This is a genomic window from Halomonas sp. MMSF_3323, from assembly GCF_030733595.1.
GTDB lineage: Bacteria > Pseudomonadota > Gammaproteobacteria > Pseudomonadales > Halomonadaceae > Halomonas > Halomonas litopenaei.
The window spans coordinates 17,815-40,999 of sequence record NZ_JASHIT010000046.1; the positions used below are offsets into that span (position 1 = coordinate 17,815).

Below are 23,185 nucleotides of genomic sequence, written 5' to 3' on the forward strand. Positions count from 1 at the left end.
GATGGACGTTCCTCTTTTTCTATCCAGCCCGAGCTTTATATCTAGCCAGAGCCCGGCACTGGTAGCCCCACCGGGGTCGGCGACGGCGGCAGCCAATCGCCCTTGATCAGGGCTTCGGCCGGGCGGTAGAAGCGTAAGGTATACGTCCATCCCGGGGCGATCGCCAGGTGGTTGGGTGCCTGGGGGTCGCCGCCAAAGTGGAGGGTTACCGAACCATCCTCGTTGGCGTCGGCCTCGACACTGGTCAGGGAGTGCGCCCCTTCGGCGCCCTCGATCAGACGCCCTCTGGCATCATAGACGGTTACCGACCAGAACCCGGTGACCGGCACGTCCACCGGCAGAATCAGCACCTGAGGCGTCTCGCCATCATTGTGAAGCGGGCTGACGGTGACGTAGTAGGCGTCCTCGATGGGCTGGCCCAGCCAACCCGCGGCCGTCCCCCACAGATGCCGCACCGGGTCGACGCTGTCTTCAGCGCCAAACATGCCGTGGCTGCCGGAGATAAAGGGCGACAGACCAAGCACCGCCTCTCTTACCTCGCTCAGTCGCTCCATATCCCACTCGGGCAATGACAGCTCTCCCGCGTCATCCTGGGACCACTCGATGGCATCCTGCAGCGCGTTGGCTTCGGCGATGTCCGCGCTCGAGTCGGCGTCCACCTGGGTACGGAACATGACCAGGGCATAGCGCGAACCGACGCTCTCTTCATCCAGCACGATCTCGCGTCCACCGTAGGACATCATCGGGGTGTAGTGGTCCTGGTTGACCACCTGCATGGACTGCAGTCGGGTGGCGCTGGCCGGGGCGGTGAAGGTCACCGGTGAGGCCAGATCGAAGACGCCGACGCTGTGCAGGATATCCCGATTGACCCGAACCACCTCGGCGTCCACCGGCAACGGCGCGCGGTCATGGCGCAGGCTGCCAAAATAGCCGTCATCGGCATAGTTCTGGAAGTGGGTGTCGGTCTGCGCCCGCACATAGGTATCCAGATTGACCGCACCGTCCGAGCTGGATGGCTCGGTGGCCTCTGCGGTCGCTGCCACTGCGTTCGAGACCAGGCTGCCTGCCATTGCCAGCAGCAGCCAGGAAAACCGCTTCATTGTCATCCCCGCACCCCGATTGTCGGTCGCGAGCCCTGGCGGCCAGAGCCCTGCCTCTGGCTCAGCATAGCGTCTTCGCGGCACGAAGGACTCAACGGCATGAAAACGGCGGCCCCGAGGGCCGCCGCAGGTCTCACTACTCAGTAAGCAGTGAATTGACGTTTCCAGAGACTGTCAGCTACCGGCGATGGTCATCTCATCGATCAACCAGCTACCGCTGTGGATGCTGCCACGGGTATCGATATCATCCCCCAGTCCCACCAGACCCTGGAACATGCCTGCCAGGTTGCCGGCGATGGTGAACTCCTCGACGGGATGCTGAATCTGGCCGTTCTCGACCCAGAAACCGGCCGCACCGCGGGAATAGTCACCGGTGACGCCGTTGACGCCCTGCCCCATCAGCTCCGTGACCAGTACGCCCCGATCCATCTTCGAGAGCAGCGCCTCGCGGCTTTCCAGCGGTGCTTCGAGGCGCAGGTTGCGTGCCCCGCCGGCGTTGGCGGTGGTCTGCATGCCGAGCCGACGCGCGCTGTAGGCCGACAGCATGTAGCTGGCCAGACGCCCCTGCTCGATAAAGCGATTGTTGCGGGTCTGGACGCCGTCGCCGTCGAACGGACTGCTGGCCATGCCACCCACCAGCATCGGCTGCTCGGCGAGGCTGAACCACTCGGGAAACAGAGTCTCACCCAGGCGGCCACACAGGAAGGAGGCGTCGCGGTAGATGGCGCCGCCGGCCAGGGCCGACATCAGGTGGCCGATCAGGCCGCTTGCCAGGGTCGGGTCGAACATCACAGGAAAACGCCCGGTCTGGGGGCGCTGCCCCCCGAGGCGCTGTAGCGTACGCTCGGCGGCGCTGCGGCCGACCTCCGCCGGGTCACGCAGCGCCCGTGGATCCCGGGCGCTGGTGTAGTCGTAGTCCCGCTGCATGCCGGATGCGTCCTCGGCGATCAGCAGGCAGGAAAGCGAGTGACGGCTGCCGCGCTGGCTGCCGAGAAAACCATGGCTGTTGGCGTAGACGCGAACGCCCTCGCCGCTCGACAGGCTGGCGCCGTCGGAGCTGCGGATACCCGGCTCGGCCAGGCCCGCCGCCTCGCAGGCAAGCGCCAGCTCTATCGCCTTGTCCGTGTCCAGCGCCCAGGGGTGATGAACGTCGAGATCCGGCAACTCGGTCGCCATCAGCTCGGCGTCGGCAAGCCCGGAGGCAGGATCCTCGCCGGTGTAGCGTGCGATGGCGATGGCCTTCTCGACCACGCTCTTGATCGAGGCGTCGCTGGCATCGGTGGACGAGGCGCTGCCCTTGCGCTTGCCCAGATAGACGGTGACGGCGATGCCCTGATCGCGGGACAGCTCCACCGACTCCACATCGCCCTCGCGCACGCTTACACCGGTGCCCTGATCGACGCTGGCGCCGACCTCGCAGGCATCCGCACCCAGTCGCCGAGCAAGCTCGAGCGCGGTCTCGGCACGACTTTCCAGCACCGCCTGCTGGGCTCTGGCATCAAACGCCTGTGTCATCTTGTACTCCTTGTCCGACCATAGGGGTCGGCTGAGACTGTCATCCTGCGGCGCCTCGGGCGCCACAGGCTGGTATACTTTCGCGGACGTCGCGCCCGGCGCGACCACCGCCTTTTCGATTTTCCCCGATGCCTTCACCAGGGACCCGGTATGACCCAGGATGACCTTTCCCCCGACGACCGCCCCAGCAAGTCCCAGCTCAAGCGGGAGATGCACGAGCTGCAGGCGCTGGGCGAGCGCTTCATCGCGATGAAGCCCGAGGAGCGCGCCCGCTTCCCGCTGTCGGACGATCTGCTTCGCGCCATCGACGAGACCGACCGCATTCGTGCCCGCGAGGCCAGACGCCGCCATATGCAGTACGTCGGCAAGCTGATGCGCAAGGAAGACCTGGAGGCCATCCAGGCGGTCTTCGACGACATCGAGAAGGCCCAGGTCCAGCGCGACCATGCCTTCCTGCGCCTGGAAAAGTGGCGTGATCGCCTGATCGAAGAAGGTGATGACGCCGTCGAACCCTTCCTCGAAGACTATCCCCAGGCCGATCGCCAGGCGCTGCGTCAGCTGATCCGCAACGCCCGCAAGGAGCGCGAGCAGAACAAGCCCCCCACCAACGCCAAGCGGCTTTACAAGCTATTGCGTGATACCGCAGGGATCTAACCGCCGGGCTCGAGGGCCAGTCTGACGAGTGACTGCGCTCGACGGCGTTACCGCCACCGCCCTAGGGCTTTTCTGAAAAGTGCCTAGGTCCTGCATGCTCCGCCTTGGCGCCGACACCTCCGTCGGCGCCGCCTTGTCGATCAGCTAGCTTGCCTCGGCTGTATCAGGATTGGGTGCCACCCACGGTCAACTCGTCAAGCTTGAGGGTCGGCTGACCGACGCCCACCGGCACCCCCTGTCCTTCCTTGCCGCACACCCCGATACCGGTGTCCAGTTCCATGTCGTGGCCGATCATCGAGACCTGGCCCATGGCTTCGGGGCCATTGCCGATCAGCGTCGCCCCCTTGACCGGCGCGGTGATCCGACCGTCCTCGATCAAGTAGGCTTCACTCGCCGAGAACACGAACTTGCCCGAGGTGATGTCCACCTGGCCGCCGCCGAAGCTGACCGCGTAAAGCCCGCGCGAGACGCTCTTGATGATGTCCTGGGGGTCGTCCATGCCGGCGCGCATGTAGGTATTGGTCATGCGCGGCATCGGCATATGGGCGAAGGACTCGCGACGGGCGTTACCGGTGGGCGCCATGCCCATCAGGCGGGCGTTCAGCTTGTCCTGCATGTAGCCGGTAAGGATGCCGTCCTCGATCAGGGTGGTGCATTGGCTGGGGGTGCCCTCGTCGTCCACCGACATCGAACCACGGCGATCCATCAGGGTGCCGTCGTCGACCACGGTAACGCCGGGCGACGCCACCCGCTCGCCGATACGACCGGCGAAGGCCGAGCTGCCCTTGCGATTGAAGTCGCCCTCGAGGCCATGGCCCACCGCCTCGTGCAGCAGGATGCCGGGCCAGCCGGCCCCCAGCACCACCGGCATCTGTCCGGCGGGGGCATCGGTCGCCTCCAGGTTGACCAGCGCCTGACGCACCGCTTCCTTGGCGTAGGTCTCGGCGACGCCTTCGTCGCGCAGTCTTGCCATGGGGTAGCGGCCGCCACCACCGGCGCTGCCGCGCTCACGCCGGCCGTTCTTGACCGCGATGACACTGACATTGAGCCTCACCAGCGGGCGCACGTCGGCGGCGACGGTGCCGTCACTGGCGCTGACCAGTACCACTTCGTAGACGCCGGACAGCGAGGCGCTGACCTGGGACACACTGGGGTCGGCAGCCCGGGCCACCCGGTCGGCCAGCTTGAGCATGGCGACCTTGTCTTCGGCCGACAGCCCTGACAGCGGGTCGATGCCCGCGTAGCGCGGCTCGGCACTGACCTGGATGCGTGGCGCCTGGGTCAGGGTGGCGCCGCTGCGCACGATGCCCGAAGCGGTGCGGCCCGTCTCGGCCAGGGCATCGGCGTTGATCTGGTTGGAGTAGGCGAAGCCGGTCTTCTCGCCGGCCATGGCGCGCACCCCGACGCCACCGTCGATGTTGTAGCTGGCTTCCTTGACCTCACCGTCCTCCAGCACCCAGCCCTCTTGCCAGGTCCGCTGAAAGTACAGATCGGCGTAGTCGATGCCAGGGCCCAGGGCGTGCCGGAGACCCGTATCGAGACCGCCGAGATCGAGGCCTCCCGGGATCAACAGGGTGGCCACGGCCTCATCGAAGGATGCAGCTTGAGATGTCATTGAGCACTTTCCAGAGTGATCCGGGGCGAGGTCCAGGGACCCTGCACCAGATAGTGAATTCGCGTCACCCGGTCGATGACGTCGCCGAACAGCTTGTCGGCCACAAACAGGGCACCGCCCACGACGGGCGCCCCTACGGCCACGGCTGCCAGCGGCAGGTTGTTGCTGACCGGCACGGTCACACCGAGCATCAGGTCGAGCTGACGTCGCGCCAGGTCGGCGGAGCCGTCCAGGGTAAAGTCGGTGGCGGGGCCATCGATACGAATCGGCCCTTCGGTTTCCAACACTCCACCATACAGGGTCGCGGCACCACTGACACGGTCGAAGGCGGTACCCTCACCGGTGACGTCCGAGAAATCCAGACGCAGGCGCCGCAGCAGGTTGTCGACGTTGAGTAGTCCCACCACCTTGGCCGAGGGCGAGCTGATATTGGCGAAGGTTCCGTCGACCATATCGACGTTCAGGCTACCGCGTGATCGGGCCAGCGCAAACTGCCAGGGGGCCCCCGGCCAGGCCAGCTGACTGTCCACATCGAGTCTTTCGGCGCGTACCGCCACGTCCTGCCCGAGCGCCGCCAGCGCGGTCCCGGGATCACCCCCGGTGAGCGCCAGTCGCGAGCGCGTCAGGCTGGCCTGACTACCGGAAGCCTCCCATACCAGCGACCCTTCTGCCGTGACCTCGCCCAGGGTGAGGGATACCGGCTCGACCGACAGCCGATCACTGCTGGAACGCCATGCGCCGTTGAAGGGCCCGACCCGATTGCCCTGGTACACGATATCGTCGATGGTGAGACGCCCGTCGGGCAGCTCGCGCACTCGCTGCGGGAAGGCCGCGGGCGCGCTGGTGACTTCAAGCTCACCGAACAAAGAGCCGGACTCGGCACCCTGAACCGCCGTTTGCCCGCTCTCGGGAATCAAGTTGTCCAGCTCCAGTCGATCGAGATCGAGCACCAGTGGCTGGGTAGTACCCGGGCGGTAGGTCACCTGGCCGTCGACCAGGCTTCCGCCAAGCGCCGCCTGCCACTGCCTGGCACCTCGGCTGAAGCGGGGACTGGCGTCGATGGTCAGCGTGCCGAGACAACGATCGCCGTCGCTCAGGCAGTCGGTGCGGGCCTCCAGGCGTGACAGTCCCGCCCCGCCGCCGCCACTGGAGCCGCCTTCCGGCATGGCACCGGCCAAGGGCTTCAGGGCGTCGGCCCAGGCGCCCAGATCGAGTCGCTGCAGATAGGCCAGCACCGACCAGCCCGGCTCACCGGGCCAAGCGCCAGGTGCCGCCCGACCGACCCACAGCTGACCCTGGCTGCCGCCGGGCCCGGCGGCGCGCCAACGGGCGCCGACATCGCGCCCGTACTGGCCGCTCAACACCGGAGAGTCGCCAAGGCTCAGGTCCAGCTTGAGCGGTACCGTCTGGGAGGCACGCTTGCCCAGCGGTGCCGGCAGTGCGATCGACAGCCCCTCCAGGGTGCTTTCCAGCGACAGACGCTGGGCATCGAGCTCAAGCCGGCCTTGCCAGGGGAAGGAGCCAGACAGCAGTACCCCAGGCTCGAGCCCCGCCCAGTCCAGCAGCGCCGGCGCATCGGCACGTCCGGACAGCGCCACGCTATCGTTGCTGCCCTGAAGGTCAGCCGCCACGCTACCACCGAGCACCTGGCCCTCAAGACGACCGGACAATCCACCTTCTTCGCCCTGCTGGGACCAGGTCAGGGGGCCGCTGACGTTCTCGAACTCGAGCTCGGTGCCCTGATGCACGACCCTCGCCGCACGGGCGTCGGCCTCGACTTTCAGGTCCAGGGCGTCCGGATCGGCCATCGGCAACGACAGCGACAACTGGCCAGTCACACTACCCTCGCCGCGCCAGTCACTGGCGGCCTCGGCACCCTCCACCGGCATCTCTTCGAGAAATGCCAGCAACTGCGTCAGCGACGCCGACAGCGGCCCTTCGACGCTGAGGACCTCGTCGGCCAGTTTGACGCTGGCGCCTTCGGTCTTCACGCCCTGGCTCTCGGCATGGTCTACGCGCGCCTCCAGACTGTCATCCTCGACGGACAGGTGGCCGCTGACGTTGGTAAGCGCCGGCCAGCCTTCGGCGTAGGGCACCCGCCCCTCGACGATATCCAGATCCAGGCTCAGACTGCTGTCGAGCTTCTCGCTGTCGAGGTCGTCCTGCTCACGCAGCGGCACGTGCAGGCGCAGCTGCCCCTGGGGCACCCGCCCCGCCAGACCACTGGCCAGCCAGTCCGCGAGTTCGGCGTCCACATCGTTGCGCAACAGCGGCATCGGCAACCACTCGCTCAAGGCGATATCCCGGGCGTTGACGTCGCGCATGTCCAGCTCAAGACCGAAGCCCCCGCGACGATCGGCGGCGATGGCCAGACCAAAGCCCCCTTCCACCTCGGCGTCGCGCCAGCCGACCTTGAGGTCGCGTCCACTGACGAAGCTGCGCGGCCCGTCGTAGGACCAGATCACCTCGCCGGTGGCGTAGTCGAGCTGCATGGGGGCGGCAAACAGCTCAGGGAAATGCATCGATGCCTGGCCAGCGTCGACGAAGTCCACTCGACCACGGGTGCCGTCGGCTTCCACCCAGACATCCAGCGGGCCGCCGCCGGGCGCACTCTCCCAGGGGTCGACCTCGACCCCCAGCGCGCTGACCCGGGCACGCCATTCGTCATCGAGCCTGCCAAAGCCCAGCCCGGTCACCTGACCGCGGGGCTTCAAGGCGTCCACCGCCCGGGCCAGGCCCTCAGGCAGGCGCAGACGCTCACGCCACTGCGCCAGTGCACCCAGCTCGAAGCCGCTGGCGTTGGCCCACCAGCCGTTTTCGCGGCTTTCCACGTGCCAGTACTGGGGCAAGGCGCCACCTTCCGGCGCGGTTTCGCCGTCGTCGCCGGTCCAGCTGACGTCTTCGGCGTCACCCTCGAACCAGGCCTCCCAGTCATCGACGTCGCGTCTCAGCCACTGGCCGCGCAATTCGGCCCCGTTGAGCACGATGCCACCAGGCGAGCCCTCGCCCATCTCCTGGGCGACCGCTGTCGCCATCGCGTCGCGCTGATTGAGCGCCAGGCGCGGTGCCAGTACATCGAGGCGCACATCCGCCAGGCGGCCATTATCCCAGCGCGCCCAGACGGTGGCGTCCCCGCTGGCCTCGTCGAAACGCAGCACGTCCTCGATGCCGATCAGTCGTGACAAGCCGGTCAGGCTGTCGAGCTGCATGGTGCCCTGCAGGGCGGCGCTGAAATTGCTTGCCTCGCGACTGCCCGGCGTCAAGGCCATGACGATCTCCATCGCCTCGGCGTCGCGATCCTCGATGAATACCTCACCCTCGATATGGGTGCGCATCTCATCGCCGGTCATCAACAGCCGCGGCGCATGCAGGGTGGTCACCTCGCGGCGCCCGTGCAGCACCACGCGCAGGTCATCGACCCAGGCACGTTGGCGCAGCATGACGCCGACCCAGAAGTCCAGACGCTCGAGGTCAAACTGCCCTTCGGGCATCAGTTCGGGGGGGATACGCGCCGGCTGTGGCCACAGCCAACGACGTTCGCGGTCCTGATAAAGGTGGAGGGTGACGCCCTGGAAGTGGGCCTTGTCGACCACCGGCAGCCCCTCGTCAAGGCTCGCCAGGGTGTCCAGGCGCACTTCACCGCGCTCGACCTGCAACAACGGATAGCTGCCCGTGGCGTCTTCGGCCTCGAGTCGCAGCCCGTCCAGGGTCAAGCCGGGGTCGAGGCCGTGCAGACTGCCTTCGAGACTCACCAGATGGGTCTCCGCCTCGAAGCGCGACGCTATCATCTCGACCAGTCGATCCTCGAGGCGATCGACCTGGCCCAGCGACACGCGCAGCACCAGCGACAGCAGCGCGGCCATCGCCAGCACTACCGCCACCAGCGTCAACAACCAGCGAGTCAGCAGGCGGATCGGCCTCATCGGATCACATCAGCACGATGTCGTACTGCTCCTGGGAATAGTGGGTCTCGACCTGAAAACGAATGGTCTTGCCGATAAATTCCTCGAGATCGGCGACCGCGGCCGACTCCTCGTCGAGCAGTCGGTCCACCACCGCCTGGGAGGCCAGCACCGCGTAGGTTTCGGCATTGTAGGCGCGCTCTTCACGCAGGATCTCGCGAAAGATCTCGTAGCACACCGATTCCGGCGTCTTGAGGGTGCCCCTGCCCTGGCAGGAGGGACACGGCTCGCACAGGGTCTGCTCGAGGCTTTCACGGGTGCGCTTGCGGGTCAGCTGTACCAGCCCGAGCTCAGTGACGCCGGTGCATTTGGTCTTGGCGTGATCCCGTTCCAGCGACTTCTCGAGCATCCTCAGCACCTGGCGCTGGTGCTCGGTGTCCACCATATCGATGAAGTCGATGATGATGATGCCGCCGAGATTGCGCAGACGCAGTTGACGGGCGATGGCGGTGGCCGCTTCGAGGTTGGTCTTGAAGATGGTTTCTTCGAGGTTGCGGTGACCCACGTAGGCGCCGGTGTTGACGTCGATGGTGGTCATCGCCTCGGTGGGGTCGATCACCAGATAGCCGCCGGACTTGAGCTGGACCTTGCGCGCCAGCGCCTTCTGGATCTCGTCCTCGACGCTGTACAGATCGAAGATCGGTCGCTCGCCGGCGTAATGTTCGATGCGTCCCACCGCCGAGGGCATGAACTCCTCGGCGAACTCGACCAGCTTGACGTGGTTTTCGCGGGAGTCGATGCGCACCTTCTCGATATCGTCGCGCATGACGTCGCGCAGGGTGCGCATGAACAAGGGCAGATCGTCGTAGATGACGCTGGGTGCCGGCGCGGTCAGCCGACGTTCGCTGACCTTGCGCCACAGCCGCAGCAGGAAGTGCATGTCGGCGACCATCTCCTCGAGCGTCACGCCCTCGGCGGCGGTGCGCACGATAAAGCCACCGGAGACCTCGATCTGCTGCTCGGCCGCGGCTTCCTCGACCAGACCGCGCAGGCGCTCGCGCTCGGTCTCGTCCTCGATGCGTTGGGACACGCCGTTATGAGGCGAGTCCGGCATGTACACCAGGTAGCGCGACGGTACCGACAAGTGGGTGGTCAGGCGAGCGCCCTTGGAGCCGATGGGGTCCTTGGTGACCTGAACCACCAGCGACTGGCCTTCATGCAAGAGCTGCGAGATGGACGGCTGGTCATCACCGTTGGCGCTGTGCTCACCGACATCGTGGGCGTGAATGAAGGCTGCACGAGACAGGCCAATATCGACAAAGGCCGCCTGCATGCCGGGCAGTACCCTCACCACCTTGCCCTGGTAGATATTGCCGACGATGCCACGACGCCTGGCCCTCTCGATGAAGGCCTCCTGCAGCACGCCGTTCTCCACCACGGCCACGCGGGTTTCCATGGGCGTCAGGTTGATGAGTACTTCACCACTCATTCGGCAGTCCTTGTCCTTTGATGTCTGGCGCCATTATGACATAGCCGCTGGCGGTTGCGATGGCGCTGGCGCCGGACCTCCCGTCCGGCTCGACTGAAGCAGCACACGCCTGCCGGTGGCCCAGCGGGCGGCTTGCCGTCTCGTCGAGCGGCGGCGCCACTACACCCTCACGCCACCCTCACGACACCGTCACAATAAAGCGCCGTTCCACACAGGCACGCGCTGTCGGCGCAGCAGGCTCGCCGTCTCGTAGAGCGGCAGCCCTACCACCGCGGAATAGCTGCCTTCGACGCGCTCGACGAAGATCGAGGCGAGCCCCTGGATGGCGTAACCGCCTGCCTTGTCGGCAGGCTCACCGGTGCGCCAGTAGGCGCGAATCTCGTCGTCCTGGAGCTCACGCATCAGCACATCGCTAACGACCGTTGCCTCGAGCACCCCGGCGGGTCCGCTGACCGCCACCGAGGTCATCACCTGATGCCAGCGCCCGGACAGCGAGCGCAGCATGACAAAGGCGTCCTCGGCGTCGACAGGCTTGCCGAGAATCTCGCCGTCGCGCACCACCGACGTGTCGGAGCCCAGCACCGGCAAGTCGAGGCCCGTCTCACGCCAGGCCTCGGTCTCGGCTTCTGCCCCAGCCCCAGCCCCAGCCCCAGCCACGGCCTTGGCCCGGGCCAGGCGGGCGACGTAATCCCGGGCCGCTTCACCAGGATGCGGCGTCTCGTCGATATCCACCGGCGCGATCTCCACCGCCACACCGATGCTCGCCAGCAGCTCACGCCGCCGGGGCGAGGCAGAGGCCAGGCGCAGCACCGGGGAATTCACATCAGCATCGAGGGGCTCACTCATCGCTTGCGTCTCCAACGCTTTCGTGGGGGCTCAGGTCATGAGGGATTCAGGTCTTGGCGGAACGCCGGCCGATGGCCTTGAACAGGGTCGCCAGCCAGGGCCACAGCGCCGCCCCGATCAACGATGGCATCAGAAACGACAGGTGCATGGAAAACGGGCCGAACAGGGTACGCAGCCACTGTTCCACCAACTGCACCAGTCCCAGCAAGACGAAGATCAGCACCGCCTGCTGGAGCAGCGAGTAGGTCCTGAAGCGGGGATATACCAGCGCCGAGAGGAAGGCCAGCAACGACAGCGTCAGCGCGCTCTGCCCGAGCGGCGCCCCTTCGATGAGGTCCAGCAGCAGGCCCAGCACGAAACCATGAAAGACGCCCACCCGGTCGGGCTGTGCCATGCACCAGTACAACAGCATCAGGCCCAGCCAGTCGGGCCGCCAGACCTGCCAGCCGTCGGCCATGGGCATGACCTGCAGACACAGCGCCAGAGACAGGGTCAACCATACCCACACCAGGCTGACGCGAGGGGTAGCGGCCATCAGTCGTCCTCCTCGTCTTGCTCGGGGGGCGTCAACAGCTCACCCAGGCGGCGGGCTGCCTCGACGGCCTCGGGGTCCAGTTCCGGGTGCCAGCGTCCTCGCGAGACGTCGAGCGCAGGCTCCGGCGGAAACAGCAGAAGGAAGTGACGCGAGCGCTGCAACTGGGCGACGGGAGCGGCGCTGACCGTGGCGAAGGGCTCGCCAGGATCGTGACTGACGTCGCTGACCCTGGCCACCGGATAACCCGCAGGAAAGCGTCCGGCCAGGCCGGAGCTCATCAGCAGGTCACCGACGCGAATGTCGGCGGTATCCGGCACGTGCAGCACCTTCAGCGCGTCGTAGCTGCCGGTACCCTGGATGATGAAGCGAAGCCCGTTGCGATTGACCTGGATCGGCAAGGCGTGACTGGCATCGGTAAGCATCAGCACGCGGCTCGAGTAGGCGGAAAGCTCGCTGACCTGACCGGCGATACCGGAGGAGTCCATCACCGGCTGACCGACATAGACGCCATCGCGGCGGCCACGATCGATCACCATCTGGTGGGTGAAGGGGTCGGGATCCAGCGACAGCAGTTCGGCGGTGAGGTAAGGCACCTCGTGATCCCGGGCGGCGTCGAGCAGCTCGCGCAGGCGCACGTTCTCGGCGGTCAGGCTGGCCATGCGCTGTACCCGATGGGACAGGGTCAGCAGCTGCTCGCGCAGTCGCGCGTTCTCTTCCACCAGCGAGCGTTGCTCGGACAGCGCCAGGGCGCCCCAGTTGAGCACGTCACTGGGCAGACTGACGGCCCACTGGATCGGCGCCACAAGCGTCGACAACTGGGCACGCACCGATTCCATTCGGGTGAAGTGGGTATCGACAAACATCAGCCCGCCCGCGAGCACCGCACACAACAGCATGCGGTACCCGGGCACGGAGCCATGCGAGAACAGCGGTTTGATAGGCCGACTCCCTGGAGGTCCTGGGCCAGACGTCGTCAGTCGCTGGAGAGCAGCTCGAAGGTGTGCTGATCGATCATCTCCAGCGCCTTGCCGCCACCACGTGCCACGCAAGTGAGCGGGTCATCGGCGACCACCACCGGCAGGCCGGTCTCTTCGGCGATCAGCTTGTCCAGATCACGCAGCAGCGCGCCACCACCGGTCAGCACCAGGCCGCGCTCGGCGATGTCTGATGCAAGCTCGGGCGGTGACTGTTCCAGGGCGCTCTTGACCGCCGACACGATGGAGCCCAGCGGCTCCTGCAGGGCGTCGAGGATCTCGTGGGAATTGAGGGTGAAGCTGCGCGGAATGCCTTCGGCCAGGTTGCGACCGCGCACGTCGATTTCGCGCAGCTCGCCGCCCGGATAGGCACAGCCGATCTCTTCCTTGATGCGCTCGGCGGTGGCTTCGCCGATCAGGCTGCCATAGTGGCGCCGTACATAGGAACTGATGGCCTCGTCGAAACGATCGCCGCCGATGCGGATGGACTCGGAATAGACCACGCCATTGAGCGAGATGATAGCGATCTCGGAGGTACCACCACCGATGTCGACAACCATCGAACCCTGCGCCTCTTCCACCGGCAGCCCGGCCCCGATGGCCGCGGCCATGGGTTCCTCGATCAGGAAGACTTCACGGGCACCGGCGCCCTCGGCGGACTCCTTGATGGCGCGACGCTCGACCTGCGTGGACATGCAGGGAACGCACACCAGGACCCGGGGGCTCGGCGTCAGGAAGGTGCTCTGATGCACCTTGCGGATAAAGTACTGGAGCATCTGCTCGGTCACGGTGAAGTCGGCGATGACGCCGTCCTTCATCGGACGAATGGCGGTGATGTTTCCGGGGGTGCGGCCCAGCATGCGCTTGGCATCGGCGCCGACCGCAGCAACGCTGCGCATGTTGCCGGACTGCCGAATCGCGACCACGGAGGGTTCATCCAGGACGATCCCGCGATGACGCACATAGATGAGCGTATTGGCCGTCCCCAGGTCGATCGACAGATCGCTGGAAAACACACCTCGTAAACGTTTGAACATGGATAAAGATACCTAGTGCAGACCGGAAACCCTGTGCGGACGCAAACGGTATCACTGACCCCCCCTAGCGGCAAGCGTGATGCGCGTCTCCCTTGACCGGCAAGACCTGCCCGACGACGCGCGAATGTGGTACCTTCTGCGGTCATTTCATGGACCCCTTCCGTCGAGGAATTGATCATGGCGCTTGAACACGCCGAGGTCCTCCGTGCCGCTCACCTGGCCCGGATCGACCTTTCTGAGAATGACGCAGCCCACTATCACGACGATCTCGGCCGGATCCTGGAGATGGTCGATCAGCTCCAGGCGCTCGACACCGAAGGCGTCGCCCCGCTGGCTCACCCCCTCGATGCCACCCAGCGCCTGCGCGCCGACGAGGTCACCGAGAACGACCAGCGCGAGCACTTCCAGCGCTGCGCTCCCCAGGTCGAGAATGGCCTGTACCTGGTGCCGCGGGTCGTCGAGTGACCCCGCGCCCCACCCTTCTCGACATTGGATTCACGCATACAGGGAGCCAGGCCCATGCATGACAGGACACTGACCGAGATCAGCCAGGCGCTCGACGCCGGCGAGATCTCCAGTCGCGAGCTGACCCAGGATCTGCTCGGACGCATCGACCGCCTCGACGGCACACTCAACAGCTTCGTCAGCGTCACCGCCGACCAGGCTCTCGAGGCCGCCGAAGCCGCCGACCAGGCCCGCGCCCGCGGCGAAGCCGGCCGCCTGACCGGCGTGCCGCTGGCACTCAAGGACATCTTCTGCACCCAGGGGGTCAAGACCAGCTGCGGCTCGAAGATGCTCGACAACTTCGTCGCCCCCTACGACGCCACCGTGGTGGAAAAGCTCAAGGCCGCCGGCACGGTCAGCCTGGGCAAGACCAACATGGACGAATTCGCCATGGGCTCCTCCAACGAGTCGAGCTTCTATGGCCCGGTCAAGAACCCGTGGGATCTTGACGCCGTCCCCGGCGGCTCCTCCGGCGGCAGCGCCGCCGCTGTCGCCGCCGGCCTGGTGCCGGCGGCGCTGGGTACCGATACCGGCGGCTCGATCCGCCAGCCGGCAGCCTTCTGCGGCATCACCGGGCTCAAGCCGACCTATGGCCGGGTCTCGCGCTACGGCATGATCGCCTACGCCTCGAGCCTCGATCAGGGCGGCCCCATGGCCCGCAGCGCCGAAGACTGCGCCCACCTGCTCAACGTCATCGCCGGCCACGACGTGCGCGACTCCACCAGCGTGGCCCGCGGCGTTCCCGACTACACCGAGGAGCTCAGCGCGCCGCTGTCCGGCCTCAAGATCGGCCTGCCCAAGGAATACTTCGGCGACGGCCTCGATGCCGGCGTCAACCAGGCCATCGGCGAAGCGATCAAGGTCTACGAGTCGCTCGGCGCCAGCGTGCGCGAGGTCAGCCTGCCACACACCGCCTACGCCATCCCGGCCTACTACGTGATCGCGCCGGCGGAGGCCTCCTCCAACCTGTCGCGCTACGACGGCGTGCGCTTCGGCCATCGCTGCGACAGCCCCGAGGACCTCATCGATCTGTACAAGCGCTCCCGCGCGGAGGGCTTCGGCGAGGAGGTCAAGCGACGCATCCTGATCGGCACCCACACCCTGTCCGAAGGCTTCTTCGACGCCTACTACAAGAAGGCCCAGCAGGTTCGCCGACTGATTCGACAGGACTTCCTCGACGCCTTCGAAGAGGTCGATGTGCTGATGGGCCCTGCCGCGCCGACCCCGGCCTTCGACCTGGGCGCCCAGAAGGACCCGGTCTCGATGTACCTGCAGGATATCTACACCATCGCCGTCAACCTGGCGGGCATCCCCGGCATCAGCGTTCCGGCAGGCTTTGCCGGCAAGCGCCCGGTGGGCCTGCAGATCCTCGGCACCCACTTCGCCGAGACCCGTCTGCTCAACGTGGCTCACCAGTTCCAGCAGGCCACCGACTGGCATTTGAAGCGTCCCGAGATGACCGAGGAGAACTCCTGATGCAGTGGGAAACCGTCATTGGTCTCGAGGTGCACGTCCAGCTCGCGACCCGCTCCAAGATCTTTTCCGGCTCCTCCACCGCCTTCGGTGCCGAGCCCAACACCCAGGCCAACGCCGTTGATCTGGGCCTGCCCGGCGTGCTGCCCGTGCTCAACGAGCAGGCGGTGGCGATGGCGTTGAAATTCGGCCTCGGCATCCATGCCGAGATCCCCGAGGTATCGGTGTTCGATCGCAAGAACTACTTCTACGCCGACCTGCCCAAGGGCTACCAGACCAGCCAGATGTACCATCCCATCGTCGGCGCCGGCGAAGTGGAAATCTGCCTGGAGGACGGCGAGAACAAGATCATCCGGGTGCACCACGCCCACCTCGAGGAAGACGCCGGCAAGTCGCTGCACGAAGACTTCCACGGCATGACCGGCATCGACCTGAACCGGGCCGGCACGCCGCTGCTGGAGATCGTCTCCGAGCCGGACATGCGCTCGGCCAAGGAGGCGGCGGCCTACCTCAAGGCGATCCACTCCATCGTCACCTACCTTGGCATCTCCGACGGCAACATGGCCGAAGGCTCGATGCGCTGTGACGTCAACGTCTCGGTCAGACCCAAGGGACAGCAGGAATTCGGCACCCGCGCCGAGATCAAGAACGTCAACTCCTTCCGCTTCGTCGAGCGCGCCATCGCCTACGAGGTCGAGCGTCAGATCGAGCTGATCGAGGACGGCGGCAAGGTGGTGCAGGAAACCCGCCTTTACGACCCCGAGGCCGACGAGACCCGCAGCATGCGGACCAAGGAAGAAGCCAACGACTACCGCTACTTCCCCTGCCCCGACCTGCTGCCGGTGGTGCTCGACTGCGCCTACGTCGAGCACCTGCGCGAGAGTCTTCCCGAGCTGCCCGCCGAGAAGCGCGCGCGCTTCCAGAGCGAGCTGGGACTGTCCGCCTACGACGCCGGGGTGCTGTCGGCCAGCCGCGAGATGGCCGAGTACTTCGAGCAGGTCAAGGACATCTGTGGCGACGCCAAGCAGGCCGCCAACTGGGTCCAGGGCGAGCTATCCGGCGCGCTCAACCGTGACGGACTGGACATCTCCGACAGCCCGGTCAGCGCCGAGCAGCTCGGCGGCCTGGTCAAGCGAGTGATCGACTCGACCATCAACGGCAAGGCCGCCAAGCAGGTGTTCCAGGCGCTGTGGAACGGCGAAGGCGACAGCGCCGACGCCATCATCGAGGCCAAAGGCCTGAAGCAGGTCACCGACACCGGCGCCATCGAGGCCATGGTCGACCAGGTGATCAGCGACAGCCCGGCCCAGGTGGCCCAGTACCGTGACGCCGAGCCCGACAAGCGCGGCAAGATGATCGGCTACTTCGTCGGCCAGGTGATGAAGGCCTCACGCGGCACCGCCAACCCCCAGCAGGTCAACGCCCTGCTCAAGGAAAAGCTCGACGCCCTGTGCTGATGGGCGCTACGGCGACCACCGGCGATGGCAGCGCCATCGCCGGCTTCCACTGGCTTTACCCAAGGAACCCGCGATGTCGGACGATGTCGGTACCCGCCTGAGGGCCCTGCGAAACCTGCGCAACATCTCCCAGCGCGAGCTGGCCAAGCGCTGCGGAGTGACCCATTCCAGCCTGTCGCTGATCGAACAGGGCAAGGTCAGCCCCTCGGTCAGCTCGCTGAAAAAGATCCTCGACGCCATCCCGATGAGCGTCGGCGACTTCTTCACCATGGATCTGGAGAGCAAGAACCAGGTGTTCTACAGCGCCGACGAACTGACCGACATGGGCAGCGGCGACGTGGTGTTCAAGCTGGTGGGCGCCAACCGCGAGTCACGTGCCCTGTCGTTTCTGATCGAGACCTACCCCCCGGGTACCGATACCGGCCGCGAGATGATCACCCACCAGGGCGAGGAAGCCGGGGTGGTGCTCGAGGGCGAGATCGAGATCACCATCGGTGCCGAGACCCGGGTGCTGGGTGCCGGCGAGGCGTACTACTTCGACACCAACGTGCCCCACCGCTTTCGCAACCCCAGCGAGACCCTCTGTCGGCTGGTCAGCTGCACCACCCCAGCGCGAGCCTTCTAGCGGCGAATACCGTGGCGTCGGCTCAAAGGCGCCCTCAAGGCAAGGTCTCCGCAACCCCGGCGCCTACCCAGTGCCTGCCGGCTGGTCAGCTGCACCACCCCGGCGCGAGCCTTCTAGCGAGCGGCGAATACCGTGGCGTCGGCTCAAAGGCACTGCCCGTCCCGAAAACCACAAAAAAGGCCACGCAAGGCGTGGCCAATCAGGGAGTCATCTCCCATCAGTGCGCGTTGATGACATCGGACCGGGAGTCTAGTTCAAGGCGATCCAGACGCTCTTGAGTTCGGTGTATTCGGCCAGCGAGTGGTGCGACTTGTCGCGGCCATTGCCGGACTGCTTGACCCCGCCGAAGGGCACGCTCTGATCCCCACCGGCCCAGTTGTTGACGAATACCTGGCCCGACTGCAGACGACGACTGACCCGCATGATGCGGTCGACGTCCTGACTCCACACCCCGGCGGCCAGCCCATAAACCGAGCCGTTGGCCAGGGCGATGGCCTGCTCTTCGCTGTCGAAGCCGAACACCGACAGCACCGGGCCAAAGATCTCTTCACGCCCGATCGTCATGTCCTCGGTGACACCGTCGAACACCGTCGGCTGGATGAACAGCCCCGGCCCGTCGAGCGCCGCGCCGCCGGCACGCAGCCGTCCGCCTTCTTCCTGCCCCTGGCGAATGAAGTCGAGGATGCGACGGTGCTGGGTCGCATCGACAATCGCTCCCATAAAGCTCGACGGGTCCAGCGGATCCCCCGGCTGCATCGACTCGGCCGCCGCCAGCAGGTGCTCGATGAAGGCCTCGCGCACACTGTTCTCGACCAGCAGCCGCGAACCGGCGATACACACCTCCCCCTGGTTATGGAAGATCGCCTCGGCGGCGTGGTGCGCCACCTGCGCGAGATTCCTGCAGTCGGCGAACACCAGATTGGGGCTCTTGCCACCGCACTCCAGATAGACCCGCTTGAGGTTCGACTGACCGGCGTACTGCATCAGCTGCTTGCCGACCGCGGTGGAGCCGGTGAAGGCCAGGCAGTCGACGTCCATCGACAGCGCCAGCGCCTTGCCCACGGTGTGACCATAGCCCGGCAACACCTGCAGCACGCCGCGTGGCAGGCCGGCCTCCTGGGCCAGGGCAGCCAGCCGCAGCGCCGACAGTGGCGACTTCTCCGACGGTTTGAGGATGACGCTGTTGCCGGCGGCCAGGGCCGGTGCGATCTTCCAGGCGGTCATCATCATCGGGAAGTTCCAGGGCACGATGGACGCCACCACCCCGATCGGCTCGCGCAGCACCAGCGCGAGCGCCTCTTCGCCGGTGGGCGCGACCTCGCCGTAGAGCTTGTCGATGGATTCGGCCTGGTGACGCATCGCGCCGATGGCGCCGGCCATGTCTCCCAGCGCGCTGGTGATCGGCTTGCCCATGTCCAGAGTGTCGAGCAGTGCCAGTTCGTCGCGGTGGGCCTCCATCAGCTCGGCCAGCCGCAGCAGCACCCGCTTGCGCCGGGTCGGCGCCAGGCGCGACCATTCTCCACCATCAAAGGCGCGCCGGGCGCGGGCAACCGCCAACTCGGCATCGGCCTGGTCACAGCTTGCGACCCGCGCCAGCACTTCCCCCGTGGCGGGGTTGATGGTCTCGAAGGTCTCGCCGCTGGCGGCGTCGACGAAGCGATCATCGATATAGGCGCGGGTTTCCAGCCGCGCCGTCAGGGTGTCGGCCAGGGCCTGCCAGCCAGCCTTGTCGAGGGGACGACTCATGCATCAGCCTCCTCGGCGGCGGTGATCTCGACGCCCTGGGCAGTCAGCCGGCGCAGCGTCTCGTCCAGCGCCTCCCGGGCCAGACGCACCAGTTCGTCGATTTCATCGTGGCTGATCACCAGGGGCGGTGAAATGACCATGGTGTCTCCCACCGAGCGCATCACCAGGCCTGTCTCGAAGCAGATATCGCGACACAGGTTGCCCACCGCCAGCGACTTGTCGAAGCGCTTGCCGCTGTCCTTGTCAGCGACGATCTCCAGGGCGCCGATCAGACCCAGCGAGCGCGCCTCGCCGATCAGCGGGTGGGACTCCAGGGACTTCCAGCGCGTCGCCAGGTAAGGCCCCAGATCATCACGCACCCGCTCGACCACGCCTTCGGCCTGCATCAACTCAAGGTTCTTGAGCGCTACCGCGGCGCACACCGGATGCCCCGAGTAGGTGAAGCCGTGGTAGAACTCGCCGCCCTCGTCGATCAGCGTGTCGGCGACACGATCACCGACCAGTACCCCACCGATCGGCAGGTAGCCGGAGGACAGCCCCTTGGCGATCGGCATCAGGTCGGGCTTGAGGTCGTAGTGGACGCTGCCGAACCACTCGCCCAGACGGCCGAAACCACAGATCACCTCGTCGACCACCAGCAGGATCTGGTGGCGCTCGAGCACCTCCTTGATCGCCGGCCAGTAGCTGTCCGGGGGAATGATGGCGCCGCCGGCACCCTGTACCGGCTCGGCGATAAAGGCCGCGACCTTGTCGGACCCCAGCTCCTGGATACGCGCCTCCAGCGCCTCGGCGCAGGCACGACCGAAGTCCTCCGGGGTCTGATCACGCCCTTCGCCGAACCAGTAAGGCTGACGGATGTGGGTGATACCCGGCACACAGGGACCACCCTGTTCATGCATCGGCGCCATGCCGCCCAGACTCATGCCGGCCACGGTGGAGCCGTGATAGCCGTTTTCGCGACCGATGATCCACTGCTTGTCTGGCTGGTCCTTGAGCGCCCAGTAGCGACGCACCATCCGCAGCACGGTGTCGTTGGCCTCGGAGCCGGAACCGGTGAAGAACACCCGGTTCATGTGCGCCGGTGCCAGTCGACACAGGGTCTCGGCAAGCTCCACCGCCGGTGGGTGGGTGGTCTTGAAGAAATTGTTGTAGTACGGCAGCTGGGTGAGCTGCTCGCTGGCGGCGTCCACCAGCTCCTGACGCCCATAGCCGAGGTTGACGCACCAGAGCCCCGCCATGCCATCGAGGATGCGATGCCCATCCGCGTCCTGGATGTAGACCCCCTCGGCGTCAACGATGATACGACTGCCTTCCTCCCCGAGCGCCTTGAAGTCGGTGAAGGGGTGCAGATGGTGTTCGCGATCGAGCTCTTTGAGCCGTGCGGCGCCTGGCGAGGTCATGGCCAAGTCTCCCGATATTGGTGAGTTGCTTTGTTATGGTTTACTCAACATAACCACCCTTCTCATGAAAGCCAAGCCCAGCGCAGCATTTCCTTAGAAAAAAACCATAAGTCACTGATTAATAGTCTACGACCATCGTACAATGTCGATATTTTTTATTTTTAACCACAAAAAAAATTGACAACCAATGGCCAAACGACCAACTTTCATTGACGCCAAACGGCGCTCTCCACACCTTCCAACAACAACCGGGGCCACCATGAAACCACCATGTCCTTCGCCGACGGGCCGGCGAAAAACCCGATGCGTGCCTTTGCTCTTGCTGTCGCTCTTGCTGCTAGCGTCGAGCCTTTCCACCGTCCAGGCAGCACCCCAGCTGAGCGGCCCGGACATCCTGCTCGAAGGGGTCGCGACCGACGTCCAGGCCAGCGGGCTTGATCCCGACCGCCCCTGGCACATCGACGACGGCACTCGCCGCCATCCGCTCGAGGTCGACGCCGACGGGGTCGCGACGCTCAGCCTGACCGTCACCGACGGCCCACGCACCCTGTCGCTTTACGACGCCGCCAACACCCCCGCCGCCACCCTCGAACTCGACCCTGTTCCCGCCTGGCTCTCGCTGCTGCCTGCCCTGACCGCCATCACCCTGGCGCTGGCCTTCCGCCAGGTCATCCTGGCGCTGTTTGCCGGGCTGTTGCTCGGCGGCTGGGTGCTTCACGGCATGAACGCCGGCGCCCTGCTCGGCGCCTTCGGTGACTCGGTCAACGTCCACGTGCTGTCCGCCGCCAGCGACAGCGACCATATGTCGATCGTGCTGTTTTGCCTGCTGATCGGCGGCATGGTCGGCATCATCTCGCGCAACGGCGGCACCCGCGGCATCGCCGAGCGCATCGCGCGAGTGATCCGTGGACGACGCCAGGCGCAGAATTCCACCGCGCTTTTGGGTCTGGCCATCTTCTTCGACGACTACGCCAATGCCCTGATCGTCGGCAACACCATGCGCCATATCACCGACCGCGTGAGGATCTCGCGAGCCAAGCTGGCCTACCTGGTGGACAGTACCGCCGCACCGGTGTCCGCGATCATGCTGGTGACCACCTGGATCGGCTTTCAGGTCGGGCTGATCAGCGAGGCGATGGATGCCATAGAAGACTGGAACGAGTCCGCCTACTCGGTGTTCGTTAACGCCATTCCCTACAACGCCTATCCGATCCTGGCGCTCGCCTTCGTCTTCCTGGTGGCCTGGAGCGGTCGTGACTTCGGCCCCATGCTCACCGCCGAGCGCAAGGCACTGTCCGAGCCCGGCGCCCGCCAGGCAATGAGCAGCCGGGAAGCCATCGTCGAGGAAGCCGACATCCCCACCAAGGAAGGCATTCCGACCCGGGCGCTGAACGCGGTGATACCGATGATCGTGCTGGTGGCGATCACCCTGGGCGGGATCTACGCCACCGGTCTCGCTGCCCTCGGCGGCGGTGACCATCAGCTGCGCGACATCTTCGGCGAGGGCGACTCCTTCAGCGCCATGATGTGGGGTTCGCTGGCGGCCTGCGTGACGGCGGTGATCATGACCCAGGCGCAGCGACTGATGAGCATGACCGAAACCGCCCACTACTGGTTCGAAGGCGTCAAGTCGATGCTGCTGCCGATCACCATCCTGATGATGGCCTGGGCACTGGCGAGCGTGAACGAGGACCTGCACACCAGTGACTTTCTGGTCACGGTGCTGGGCGATAGCCTGTCACCGCAGTGGATGCCGGCGGTGATCTTCGGCCTGGCCGGCTTCACCGCCTTCGCCACCGGTTCGTCATGGGGTGTCATGGGCATCATGATGCCGCTGGTGGTACCGCTGGCCTGGGCCGTACTCGAGCACAATGGCATGGCCGGCACCGCCGAAGGCATGCCGCTGCTGTACGCCTCGGTGGCGGGAGTGCTGGCCGGCGCGGTGTGGGGCGATCATTGCTCGCCGCTGGCCGAGACCACCCTGCTTGCGGCCATGGCCAGCGGCTGTGATCTGATCGACCACGTCAGGACGCAGCTTCCCTACGCCATGCTGGTCGGCATCGTGGCGCTGCTGTTCGGCGCACTCGGCACCGGTTTCGGCCTGCCCTGGTGGCTGGGCCTGGCGGGAGGCGTCGCCACCCTGACCGCGGTGCTGTTCACCCTGGGCCAGCGCGCGACCGCGGCAACGAAGGTAGCGACGGCCAGCGACGCCAGCGCCTGAGCGCCTGAGCGCCTTCGGGCGCTGGCGAGCCAGCGCCCGCTCCGTCCAGCGTGACGACTTCCACTACCTCTACCTCACAACGACAGCGCCGC

General features: G+C 66.1%; 17 protein-coding genes. 6 read left to right on the forward strand and 11 right to left on the reverse strand.

Translation table 11 applies throughout. The features are described from left to right. Nucleotides 1-41: 41 nt before the first annotated feature. Together RBB39_RS19580 and pmbA are read right to left on the reverse strand one after the other, a co-directional pair. Nucleotides 42-1,100 (reverse strand): DUF1214 domain-containing protein, encoded by a 1,059-nt coding sequence (locus tag RBB39_RS19580; protein ID WP_253029349.1) that lies wholly within the window; start codon nt 1,098-1,100, stop codon nt 42-44. A gap of 174 nt (nt 1,101-1,274) precedes the next feature. Further along, the gene (gene pmbA, locus RBB39_RS19585) at nt 1,275-2,615 is read right to left on the reverse strand and encodes a metalloprotease PmbA (RefSeq protein WP_045993060.1); all 1,341 of its coding nucleotides are present in this window, start codon (nt 2,613-2,615) and stop codon (nt 1,275-1,277) included. A gap of 150 nt (nt 2,616-2,765) precedes the next feature. Between pmbA and yjgA the strand changes: the two genes are divergently transcribed. Beyond that, the gene (yjgA, locus tag RBB39_RS19590; protein WP_045993059.1) at nt 2,766-3,269 is read left to right on the forward strand and encodes a ribosome biogenesis factor YjgA; all 504 of its coding nucleotides are present in this window, start codon (nt 2,766-2,768) and stop codon (nt 3,267-3,269) included. Between the two features lie 163 nt (nt 3,270-3,432). Here the strand turns inward: yjgA and tldD are convergent, their stop codons facing one another. The 7 genes from tldD to RBB39_RS19625 all read right to left on the reverse strand — a co-directional run bounded on the left by tldD (nt 3,433) and on the right by RBB39_RS19625 (nt 13,667). Further along, complete coding sequence (gene tldD / locus RBB39_RS19595) at nt 3,433-4,884, reverse strand: metalloprotease TldD (RefSeq protein ID WP_253029350.1); 1,452 nt, start codon at nt 4,882-4,884, stop codon at nt 3,433-3,435. After that, nucleotides 4,881-8,807: a YhdP family protein gene (locus RBB39_RS19600; RefSeq protein WP_045993057.1), complete on the reverse strand. Its 3,927-nt coding sequence runs from the start codon at nt 8,805-8,807 to the stop codon at nt 4,881-4,883. The genes tldD and RBB39_RS19600 overlap by 4 nt, the downstream gene beginning before the upstream one ends. A 4-nt stretch (nt 8,808-8,811) precedes the next feature. After that, entirely contained in the window at nt 8,812-10,275 is a 1,464-nt protein-coding gene (gene rng, locus RBB39_RS19605) for a ribonuclease G (RefSeq protein WP_045993056.1), read from the reverse strand. Between the two features lie 189 nt (nt 10,276-10,464). Then, the gene (locus RBB39_RS19610; RefSeq protein WP_124803770.1) at nt 10,465-11,121 is read right to left on the reverse strand and encodes a nucleoside triphosphate pyrophosphatase; all 657 of its coding nucleotides are present in this window, start codon (nt 11,119-11,121) and stop codon (nt 10,465-10,467) included. Nucleotides 11,122-11,167: 46 nt separating this feature from the next. Then, on the reverse strand, nt 11,168-11,656 hold the full coding sequence (mreD, locus tag RBB39_RS19615; RefSeq protein WP_045993054.1) for a rod shape-determining protein MreD: 489 nt from the start codon (nt 11,654-11,656) through the stop codon (nt 11,168-11,170). Beyond that, complete coding sequence (mreC, locus tag RBB39_RS19620) at nt 11,656-12,552, reverse strand: rod shape-determining protein MreC (protein WP_045993053.1); 897 nt, start codon at nt 12,550-12,552, stop codon at nt 11,656-11,658. The genes mreD and mreC overlap by 1 nt, the downstream gene beginning before the upstream one ends. A 77-nt stretch (nt 12,553-12,629) precedes the next feature. Then, nucleotides 12,630-13,667: a rod shape-determining protein gene (locus RBB39_RS19625; RefSeq protein WP_045993052.1), complete on the reverse strand. Its 1,038-nt coding sequence runs from the start codon at nt 13,665-13,667 to the stop codon at nt 12,630-12,632. 177 nt (nt 13,668-13,844) lie between these two features. On the opposite strand from RBB39_RS19625, the gene gatC reads away from it, so the two are divergent. The 4 genes from gatC (at nt 13,845) to RBB39_RS19645 (ending at nt 17,726) form a co-directional block, all read left to right on the forward strand. Beyond that, entirely contained in the window at nt 13,845-14,132 is a 288-nt protein-coding gene (gene gatC, locus RBB39_RS19630) for an Asp-tRNA(Asn)/Glu-tRNA(Gln) amidotransferase subunit GatC (protein WP_045993051.1), read from the forward strand. Between the two features lie 54 nt (nt 14,133-14,186). Then, nucleotides 14,187-15,647, forward strand: coding sequence for an Asp-tRNA(Asn)/Glu-tRNA(Gln) amidotransferase subunit GatA (gene gatA, locus RBB39_RS19635; RefSeq protein WP_306169307.1), 1,461 nt, complete (start codon nt 14,187-14,189; stop codon nt 15,645-15,647). Next, nucleotides 15,647-17,101, forward strand: coding sequence for an Asp-tRNA(Asn)/Glu-tRNA(Gln) amidotransferase subunit GatB (gene gatB, locus RBB39_RS19640; RefSeq protein ID WP_045993049.1), 1,455 nt, complete (start codon nt 15,647-15,649; stop codon nt 17,099-17,101). Before gatA ends, gatB begins: the two co-directional genes overlap by 1 nt. 73 nt (nt 17,102-17,174) lie before the next feature. Beyond that, nucleotides 17,175-17,726 carry a cupin domain-containing protein gene (locus RBB39_RS19645; protein ID WP_045993048.1) on the forward strand — a complete coding sequence of 184 codons (552 nt, stop codon included), beginning with the start codon at nt 17,175-17,177 and terminating at the stop codon, nt 17,724-17,726. A 249-nt stretch (nt 17,727-17,975) separates the two neighbouring features. Here the strand turns inward: RBB39_RS19645 and RBB39_RS19650 are convergent, their stop codons facing one another. Next, on the reverse strand, nt 17,976-19,472 hold the full coding sequence (locus RBB39_RS19650) for an aldehyde dehydrogenase (RefSeq protein ID WP_306169308.1): 1,497 nt from the start codon (nt 19,470-19,472) through the stop codon (nt 17,976-17,978). Beyond that, nucleotides 19,469-20,872: an aspartate aminotransferase family protein gene (locus RBB39_RS19655; RefSeq protein WP_045993046.1), complete on the reverse strand. Its 1,404-nt coding sequence runs from the start codon at nt 20,870-20,872 to the stop codon at nt 19,469-19,471. The genes RBB39_RS19650 and RBB39_RS19655 overlap by 4 nt, the downstream gene beginning before the upstream one ends. Nucleotides 20,873-21,179: 307 nt before the next feature. Here RBB39_RS19655 and RBB39_RS19660 point away from each other — a divergent pair, with 307 nt between their 5' ends. Beyond that, nucleotides 21,180-23,093, forward strand: coding sequence for a Na+/H+ antiporter NhaC family protein (locus RBB39_RS19660; protein ID WP_205254674.1), 1,914 nt, complete (start codon nt 21,180-21,182; stop codon nt 23,091-23,093). Nucleotides 23,094-23,185 lie beyond the last annotated feature (92 nt).

Excerpts from the sequence above, each read along its gene's own strand:
- RBB39_RS19645 (WP_045993048.1), top strand. The coding sequence starts at position 17,175 with ATGTCGGACGATGTCGGTACCCGCCTGAGGGCCCTGCGAAACCTGCGC.
- RBB39_RS19580 (WP_253029349.1), bottom strand. The coding sequence starts at position 1,100 with ATGAAGCGGTTTTCCTGGCTGCTGCTGGCAATGGCAGGCAGCCTGGTC.
- gatA (WP_306169307.1), top strand. The coding sequence starts at position 14,187 with ATGCATGACAGGACACTGACCGAGATCAGCCAGGCGCTCGACGCCGGC.
- yjgA (WP_045993059.1), top strand. The coding sequence starts at position 2,766 with ATGACCCAGGATGACCTTTCCCCCGACGACCGCCCCAGCAAGTCCCAG.
- gatB (WP_045993049.1), top strand. The coding sequence starts at position 15,647 with ATGCAGTGGGAAACCGTCATTGGTCTCGAGGTGCACGTCCAGCTCGCG.
- tldD (WP_253029350.1), bottom strand. The coding sequence starts at position 4,884 with ATGACATCTCAAGCTGCATCCTTCGATGAGGCCGTGGCCACCCTGTTG.
- rng (WP_045993056.1), bottom strand. The coding sequence starts at position 10,275 with ATGAGTGGTGAAGTACTCATCAACCTGACGCCCATGGAAACCCGCGTG.
- mreD (WP_045993054.1), bottom strand. The coding sequence starts at position 11,656 with ATGGCCGCTACCCCTCGCGTCAGCCTGGTGTGGGTATGGTTGACCCTG.
- mreC (WP_045993053.1), bottom strand. The coding sequence starts at position 12,552 with ATGCTGTTGTGTGCGGTGCTCGCGGGCGGGCTGATGTTTGTCGATACC.
- RBB39_RS19655 (WP_045993046.1), bottom strand. The coding sequence starts at position 20,872 with ATGACCTCGCCAGGCGCCGCACGGCTCAAAGAGCTCGATCGCGAACAC.
- RBB39_RS19600 (WP_045993057.1), bottom strand. The coding sequence starts at position 8,807 with ATGAGGCCGATCCGCCTGCTGACTCGCTGGTTGTTGACGCTGGTGGCG.
- RBB39_RS19625 (WP_045993052.1), bottom strand. The coding sequence starts at position 13,667 with ATGTTCAAACGTTTACGAGGTGTGTTTTCCAGCGATCTGTCGATCGAC.
- RBB39_RS19650 (WP_306169308.1), bottom strand. The coding sequence starts at position 19,472 with ATGAGTCGTCCCCTCGACAAGGCTGGCTGGCAGGCCCTGGCCGACACC.
- pmbA (WP_045993060.1), bottom strand. The coding sequence starts at position 2,615 with ATGACACAGGCGTTTGATGCCAGAGCCCAGCAGGCGGTGCTGGAAAGT.
- RBB39_RS19610 (WP_124803770.1), bottom strand. The coding sequence starts at position 11,121 with ATGAGTGAGCCCCTCGATGCTGATGTGAATTCCCCGGTGCTGCGCCTG.
- gatC (WP_045993051.1), top strand. The coding sequence starts at position 13,845 with ATGGCGCTTGAACACGCCGAGGTCCTCCGTGCCGCTCACCTGGCCCGG.